Origin of the sequence: Methylobacterium aquaticum (assembly GCF_001043915.1) — a bacterium.
GTDB classification, from domain to species: Bacteria; Pseudomonadota; Alphaproteobacteria; order Rhizobiales; family Beijerinckiaceae; genus Methylobacterium; species Methylobacterium aquaticum.
Map to the genome: position 1 here is coordinate 22342 of NZ_LABX01000041.1, position 6526 is coordinate 28867.

Sequence of the window (6526 nt, forward strand, 5' to 3'; positions counted from 1 at the left end):
CACGCCCGAGCCTCGCTCACCACAACAAACGAACACCACCGACGAAGTACACGCTTGAGGTGGGCTCGTCGATGCGCTTGGCGATGGCGGCCGTCCCGCCCAACTTGCGGTCCCAGGTCACGCCGACGTAGGGCGCAAACTCCCGCGTGAACTCGTAGCGCAAGCGCGCGCCAAGCTCCAGGTCGGTGACTCCGCTGCCGAGGTTCAGGTCTGGGACCCGTTGCAGTTGGAGCCTGATGTCGGTCCGCGGCTGCAGAATGAGGCGGTTCGTGATCAGCAGGTCATAGAAGGCCGTGAACGTTCCAGAAACTTCACCCTTTTGGCTGAGATACGCGTCCGCATCGATCTCGAACAGGCCGGGCGCCAAGCCCTCCACGCCGATCACGGCGTAGGTGCGTGAAGGACGGGGCGAGATGTCGTGGCGGACGCCGACCTGTACGTCGAAGAAGTAGCTGATCAGGCGGGAATATAGCACCTGAAACTGAGCTTCGTCGAATTTCCGCGCGCGGCCGCTATAGAAGCCTTCCGACTTGAGGAACACTTTGTCGTAATCGGTTCCGTAGAACGCTTCCATGTCCCAGCGGGCGCTGTCGCGCCCACCGAGGCGGTTCCACTCAAGCTTGTCAAACCGCACGCTGCCGAACAGCGCTTGGTCGGGGAACGCCGCCGTGGGGGGGCTGCGCAGCCCCGCGTACGGCTGATCTTGAGCGAGGGCCGGAACGCCCTGCGCGAGGGCGGCGCTCCCTAATCCTGGAGGAGCGAGGAGGCAGAGGCCGAGAGCAAGGGAGGTGAGCGGCTTCATCTGCGCCTCCTCACTGCTGGGCCACAGGCTGCCGCTGGACGATGATCTTGCGCATCATGCCGGCTTCCATGTGGTAGAGTTGGTGGCAGTGGAAGGCCCAGGGTCCCTCCGCATCGGCGGGAACGTCGACGTCGAGCGTCGCGCCGGGGTTGATGTTCACCGTGTGCTTGAGCGGGTTGCGGGCGCCATTGCCGACCTCCGGCAGGAACCAGGTGCCGTGAATGTGCATCGGATGCGGCATCATCGTCTCGTTGATGAACCGGAACCGGACCCGCTCACCGTAGCGGAGGACGATGGGCTGCGCCTCGCTGAACTTGCGGCCATTGATCGACCAGAAGTAACGCTGCATGTTCCCCGTCAGGCGCATCTCGATAATGCGGTCATACTTCTTATAGGGGTACGGCTTGAGCGCCTTGAGGTCACGGTAGGAGAGAACCCGCGTGCCGGGCGGTGCGCCGGTTCTGTTCACGAGCGCGTCCAGCGTGGCGTGGCCGAGCATGGGCCCTTCGTTCTGCATATCCTCGCCGCCGTGAAGGGTGTAAGCTTGGGGGCCCTGCTGCAAGCCCGCGGTCGCCGCCGCGAGCACCCCGGCCGGAGGGGCGCCGGCAGCCACGCCCGGCATCGAGCCGTGGTTCATACCTTCCATTTGCGCCCAGCTGCCGCCGCGCTGGGGCGGAGCGCTGCTCATGCCGGGCATGGAGCCATGATCCATCCCGGGCATCGCGGGAGACTTGGTGGGCTTCCTGGCCCTCTTCCCACCTTTTTTAGCTACGCGGCCATGGTTCGCGTCCGAGGTGCCGTCCGGCGGCATGGATCCGCCACTCTGCATGCCGGGCATTCCGCCGTGCCCGCCCGCCTGCCCTTCCATCCCGGACATGCCGCTGCCCCCCATGGCTCCCATCGGCATCTCCGGCGCCACGTGGCCCGGCATGTCCTCCTCGGGCAGAGGAGTTCCCCGATCATATCCCTTCGGTCCGAAGTTCATGCCCATCTCGGCCATCGACACGAGCGGGCGGAGGCGGTGCGGCGGCAGGTCCCCAACCATCCCTGGCCGCGGGGCGAGGGTCGCTCGCGCGTAGCCCGTGCGGTCGATGGGCTCGGCGACGAGGGTGTAGGCCCGGTCCTCTGTCGGCTGCACGATCACGTCGTAGGTTTCAGCATTGCCGAAGCGGAATTCATCGATCCGTACCGGTTGGACGTTGTTGCCGTCGGCCTGGACAACCGTCATCTTGAGGCCGGGGATCCGCACATCGAAGTAGGTCATCGACGACGCGTTGATGAAGCGCAGGCGGACCCGCTCGCCTGGCCGGAACAGGGCCGTGAAGTTGCGCTCGGGCGACTGCCCGTTGACCAAGAAGACGAGCCCCCCGACATCCGTGATGTCCGTGGGGTCCATTCTCATCATGTCCCAGGTGGCGCGATCCTCAACGACTGCGCGCCTCGCGTCGGGCCCGGGGGCCCGGGCCAGTTCGTCGAAGAGACTGACCATGGTGCGGCGATTGAAGTTGTACCAGCTGCTGTCGGTCTTCAGGTTCTTCAGGATGCGTCGCGGGTCATCATCGGTCCAGTCCGAGAGCATGATCACGTAGTCCCGGTCGTACCGGAAAGGCTCGCGCTCGCGCGGCTCGATGATCAGGGGAGCATAGATACCGAGTTGCTCTTGCTCGCCCGACGAGTGGCTGTGAAACCAGTAAGTTCCCGACTGTCTCACCTTGAAGCGGTATGTGAAGGTCTCGCCAGGCCGGATGCCGTCTCCATAACCGGGAGCAATGCCCGGAACGCCGTCCATCTCGGGAGGCACGATCAGCCCATGCCAGTGGATCGAGGCGGTCTCGCCGAGGTGGTTGGTGACATTGATGACGGCCTCCTCACCCTCCTTGAGCCGCAGCGTCGGGCCGGGCAGCTGGCCGTTGATCAGCATGCCAACCCGTTCCCGGCCCGTCACGTTCACCACCCTGCGTTCAAGGACGAGGTCGTGGGTGCCGGCGACGCTGGCCTGGGCGAGCACGAGCGAGAGGAGGAGCGCGGCGGCCCACGCGGGAGTGAAACGTCCTGCTTGCTTCAAGGTGTGATCCCTCCCTGGTACTCCTGGGGCGTGGTTGATGATGCGGCGGGGCGCGTGCTCGTCCGCATACACTAAGCAGGCCCGGACCCGCCTGGGATTGATTGAAATCACGCGGCCGGGTCGTTCCATGACATACGGCTGCCATTCAGTCGCTTTTTACGAAGGTGTTGCACGAGAGTCGCTCACGACGGCTTTGCGGCCAGTAAAGAGCGGTAGCGAAGACTGACCGGGAGGGTTGAGGCGTGCTCTCTCTAGTCCCGGCAGCCTCGCAAAGTTTAGGCCGGACTCAATCTTGGACCGCCTGAGATCAATGGTCCTGCTCTCTGGAGATCCGCCGTGCCGGCCTAGTTGGGGCTGGCCTCCACTTGATTTAAATCAACGAGTGACGATCCAGGATGGATAGGGTGAGGGCGCTGTGATTGAGGTCTTGGTGTCCCTGTCGGCACCCACCGGAATGGAAGGCAGCAGTCCCCAACTCTGGAGATCAAAGATGAAGCGCATCGTTCTGCTGCTCGCCGCGGGGCTCGCCCTGGGCCAGTTGGCGCCGTTCACGAGCACGGCTCAGGCCGCGTGGTGGGAGAGTGTTCAGCCGGAGGCACGCATCTGGATGAAAAAGGTCGATCCCGGTTATCAGAAGCACCGGTCCGACGACGAGCGCCCCTGGGTCAGCGCCGAGGTCCACGGCGTCGACGTTGAGAACGGGGCCCTGACGATCCACCACGGGCCGCTGCCCAAGGTGGGCATGCCGGCAATGACGATGAGCTTCCCGGTGCGCGAGTCGGTTCACTTCGACATGCTCAGGCCTGGAGACAAGGTCCAGATCCAGGTCGCCGACGTTGGCGGGGTGATCAGGATCATCAACTACCGCATGCAGCACTGAGGTCCCGCGATGAGATACGGCCCGGCCAGTCCCCAGCAGCGCGGTGCGCGTGCGGCTCCGGACCGCACGAGTGGGCTGCGCGAGGCGGCAGGACTGACCGCACGGTCGGTCCTGGGTGCTCTGCTCTGGGGCGCTCTCATCGCCGCCCATCCGGCAATGGCCGGCGAGGCTTCCCCGGAAGCTTACGAGTGGCTCTCGCGCATGGAGCGCCTGCAAGCGGAGCGTGGCGACCCGGCGCGGCACGTGCATTTCGACGCCCAGGTCGAGTCGGTCGACCGCGGCTCGGGCACCGTGACCATGGTACATCCCGAGATGCGCAGTGGCGACGGCTCCATCGTGATGCCCCGGATGCACATGACTTTCCATGTCATTGCATTCTCGAAGCTGCGCGGCATCGCCGCCGGAGACCAAGTTCACGCCGTGGTCGGCCGGCACAAGGGAGCCATCATGATCACGCAGATCCGCAAGCTGCGGTAGGTCGCGTCCACCAGTGGGGCGGGTCCGCGATGGAAGACGCCTTTCCTCTGACCCGCCTCATGACGGTCGGCATGGAAGCGGCCGGTGTCCTCACGATCGGCGCCAGTTCCGTGCTCTCCCTGCTCATTGCCGTCCGGGGCGCACGCCGTGCCTCGGGATGGTCGGGCGCCTACGGGTTGTACCGGGCGTCTTTCGGCCGGGGCATCCTGCTCGGGCTGGAGTTCCTGGTCGCGGCGGACATCATCCGCACAGTCGCCGTCACGCCAACCGTGCAGAGCGTTACCGTGCTCGCCCTGATCATCCTGATCCGCACCTTCCTCAGCATCTCGCTCAAGGCCGAGATCGAGGGCGCGTGGCCCTGGCAGCGCATCCAGCCACAATCACAGCAACAGCCCCAGCCGACATCGCCCGAAGATAGCCCCTCTTGCAGCGGCCCGGACGGCAGCCCGTCATGTTCCCCCGTCGGCAATGGTCACCAGCGCCGGTAGGTCAACCCGGAGCAGGTGACGGTCGACGAAATTGACCACCTTACGCCGGCGCAGGTCGGCGAACGCGCGACTCACCGTCTCGGGGGTGAGACCCACGTAGTCGGCGATGTCGGTGCGTGGCATGGGAACCGGCACGACGTCGCCGAGACCGAGGTGTCGGTGCAGCATCCGGAGAAACCCGGCCAGTTTCTGGCGAGGGGTCTTCCTGCCCAGCAGGACCACGTGCTCCATGGCTTGGCTGAGGTTCAACCTCATCGCCGTGGCGAGTTGCCTCGCCAGGTGCGGGTTGCACTCGCTCAGCCCCTGCAGCCGACCGACGTCGAATTCCAGCAACGCAGCATCGGACACCGCCTCGGCGGTCAACTCGCGCTCCCTCCGGCTGAGGCCGAAGTAGTCGCCCGGGAAGGCGAACCGGACAACCTGCCGACGCCCTTCCACGTCGACGAGAACGACGCGCGCGACACCTTCCATGACGCGGAAGCACCGGTGTTCCGTGACCCCGCCTGTCGAGATGATCGCGTCCGCCGCCGCGACGCGGCGGCCGCCCTGCCGCTGAAGGAATTTCTGGGCCTCCTCCTCATCCCGCAGGTCGCAAGGCAGGTTCTCCTCCCGCCATCCCCGCGTGTCCGAGCAGGGGCAGCCCACCGCCTCGGGTAGCGCATCCGTTTCAGAGGAGCGGGGCATCGCACCGGCACCAGTTCGTTTGCTGCACGACAGAATCGTCCGACAGAGAATGAGGGCGGGGTGTGCGGTTATGCATTGAGGGAAATCAAGTCACTCCGGTCCTGCCGCCCGTTCGAGCCGACAGTGCGGGCCAAGCCGAGCATGCCTGCTTGATTTCGATCAATGACTCCGGTGGCTGCGCTAGCGATAACGCCCGTGGAGCGAACGGCCGCGACAGCCGCGATCTACTCACCATTAGGGAGCAGTCCGATGCAATCATCGCGCCTTCTCTGCGCAGCCTCCGCGCTAGTGGTCGCCGGCCTCCTGTCCGGCCAGTCCGCGGCGGCACCCGCGGCCGGACGCGCCGACCGCATCATCGTCGCGGAGGACGATATGATGGGCATGCAGTCTTCCGGCGGCATGGGGCAGGGCGGGTCCCAGGGCGGCCAGACCGGCGGCATGGGTATGGGCTGCTGCGGCATGGGCGGCATGCAGCAGGGCTCGATGGGGCGGCCCAACATGCAACAAGGCATGGGATCGGGCTCTGGCGGCATGGGCATGATGGGCGATCAAATGCGCCGCATGCAGCAGAACCAGGCTGTGCCGGGCATGGGCTCGAACGGCGTCGACATGATGGACCGCATCGACGGGCGCATCGCGTTCCTGCGCACCGAGCTGAGGATTACCGATGCTCAATCCGGTGCGTGGAACCAGTTCGCCGACGCCCTGCGTTCCAGTCGCCAGCACCTGCTCGACGCGCGCCAGCAACTCGCGGCCCCCGCCTCCTCCCCGACCGCACGTCTCGACCAATACGAGCGCCACCTGACGGCACGGCTTGAGGCGATCCGCGCCGCGCGCACCGCCTTCAGCACTCTCTACGCTGCGCTCGACGAGCACCAGAAGCACGCCGCCGATGAACTCGTCGTGCCGTTCCTGGCGACCTTCTGAGTTCGCGCTGCCTAGGTTGTCGCAATCCCACCGTCCCAGCAATTAAACAGAGGCGAGGAGCGGAGATTGCTGTTCATGCCTCTGAGGACATCATGGCTCCACTGAGCGGAAGACAGCGCTTCGAATGGATCGCAGTCGTTGCCCTCGTCGCCCTGGGCACGGCCCCCGTCTGCGCCCAGTCGGACGGGGGCCATGCCCAGGGC

General features: G+C 65.7%; 7 protein-coding genes. 4 read left to right on the forward strand and 3 right to left on the reverse strand.

All coding sequences use genetic code 11. The features are described 5' to 3' along the window. Positions 1–16: 16 nt before the first annotated feature. Both VP06_RS05655 and VP06_RS05660 read right to left on the reverse strand, forming a co-directional pair. Entirely contained in the window at positions 17–802 is a 786-nt protein-coding gene (locus tag VP06_RS05655; RefSeq protein ID WP_048462849.1) for a copper resistance protein B, read from the reverse strand. A gap of 10 nt (positions 803–812) precedes the next feature. Beyond that, entirely contained in the window at positions 813–2867 is a 2055-nt protein-coding gene (locus VP06_RS05660; protein ID WP_053081546.1) for a multicopper oxidase domain-containing protein, read from the reverse strand. 490 nt (positions 2868–3357) lie between these two features. Here VP06_RS05660 and VP06_RS34510 point away from each other — a divergent pair, with 490 nt between their 5' ends. The 3 genes from VP06_RS34510 (at position 3358) to VP06_RS05675 (ending at position 4712) form a co-directional block, all read left to right on the forward strand. Continuing rightward, entirely contained in the window at positions 3358–3747 is a 390-nt protein-coding gene (locus VP06_RS34510; protein ID WP_053081547.1) for a copper-binding protein, read from the forward strand. 201 nt (positions 3748–3948) lie between these two features. After that, positions 3949–4224 (forward strand): copper-binding protein, encoded by a 276-nt coding sequence (locus VP06_RS05670; protein WP_053081548.1) that lies wholly within the window; start codon positions 3949–3951, stop codon positions 4222–4224. 29 nt (positions 4225–4253) lie between these two features. Then, the gene (locus VP06_RS05675) at positions 4254–4712 is read left to right on the forward strand and encodes a DUF1622 domain-containing protein (protein WP_082167194.1); all 459 of its coding nucleotides are present in this window, start codon (positions 4254–4256) and stop codon (positions 4710–4712) included. On the opposite strand, the gene VP06_RS33635 is transcribed toward VP06_RS05675, so the two are convergent. Beyond that, the gene (locus VP06_RS33635; RefSeq protein ID WP_053081549.1) at positions 4674–5396 is read right to left on the reverse strand and encodes a Crp/Fnr family transcriptional regulator; all 723 of its coding nucleotides are present in this window, start codon (positions 5394–5396) and stop codon (positions 4674–4676) included. The two genes, VP06_RS05675 and VP06_RS33635, sit on opposite strands and share 39 nt — an antisense overlap. A gap of 249 nt (positions 5397–5645) precedes the next feature. On the opposite strand from VP06_RS33635, the gene VP06_RS05685 reads away from it, so the two are divergent. Then, the gene (locus VP06_RS05685) at positions 5646–6323 is read left to right on the forward strand and encodes a Spy/CpxP family protein refolding chaperone (RefSeq protein WP_048462851.1); all 678 of its coding nucleotides are present in this window, start codon (positions 5646–5648) and stop codon (positions 6321–6323) included. Positions 6324–6526 lie beyond the last annotated feature (203 nt).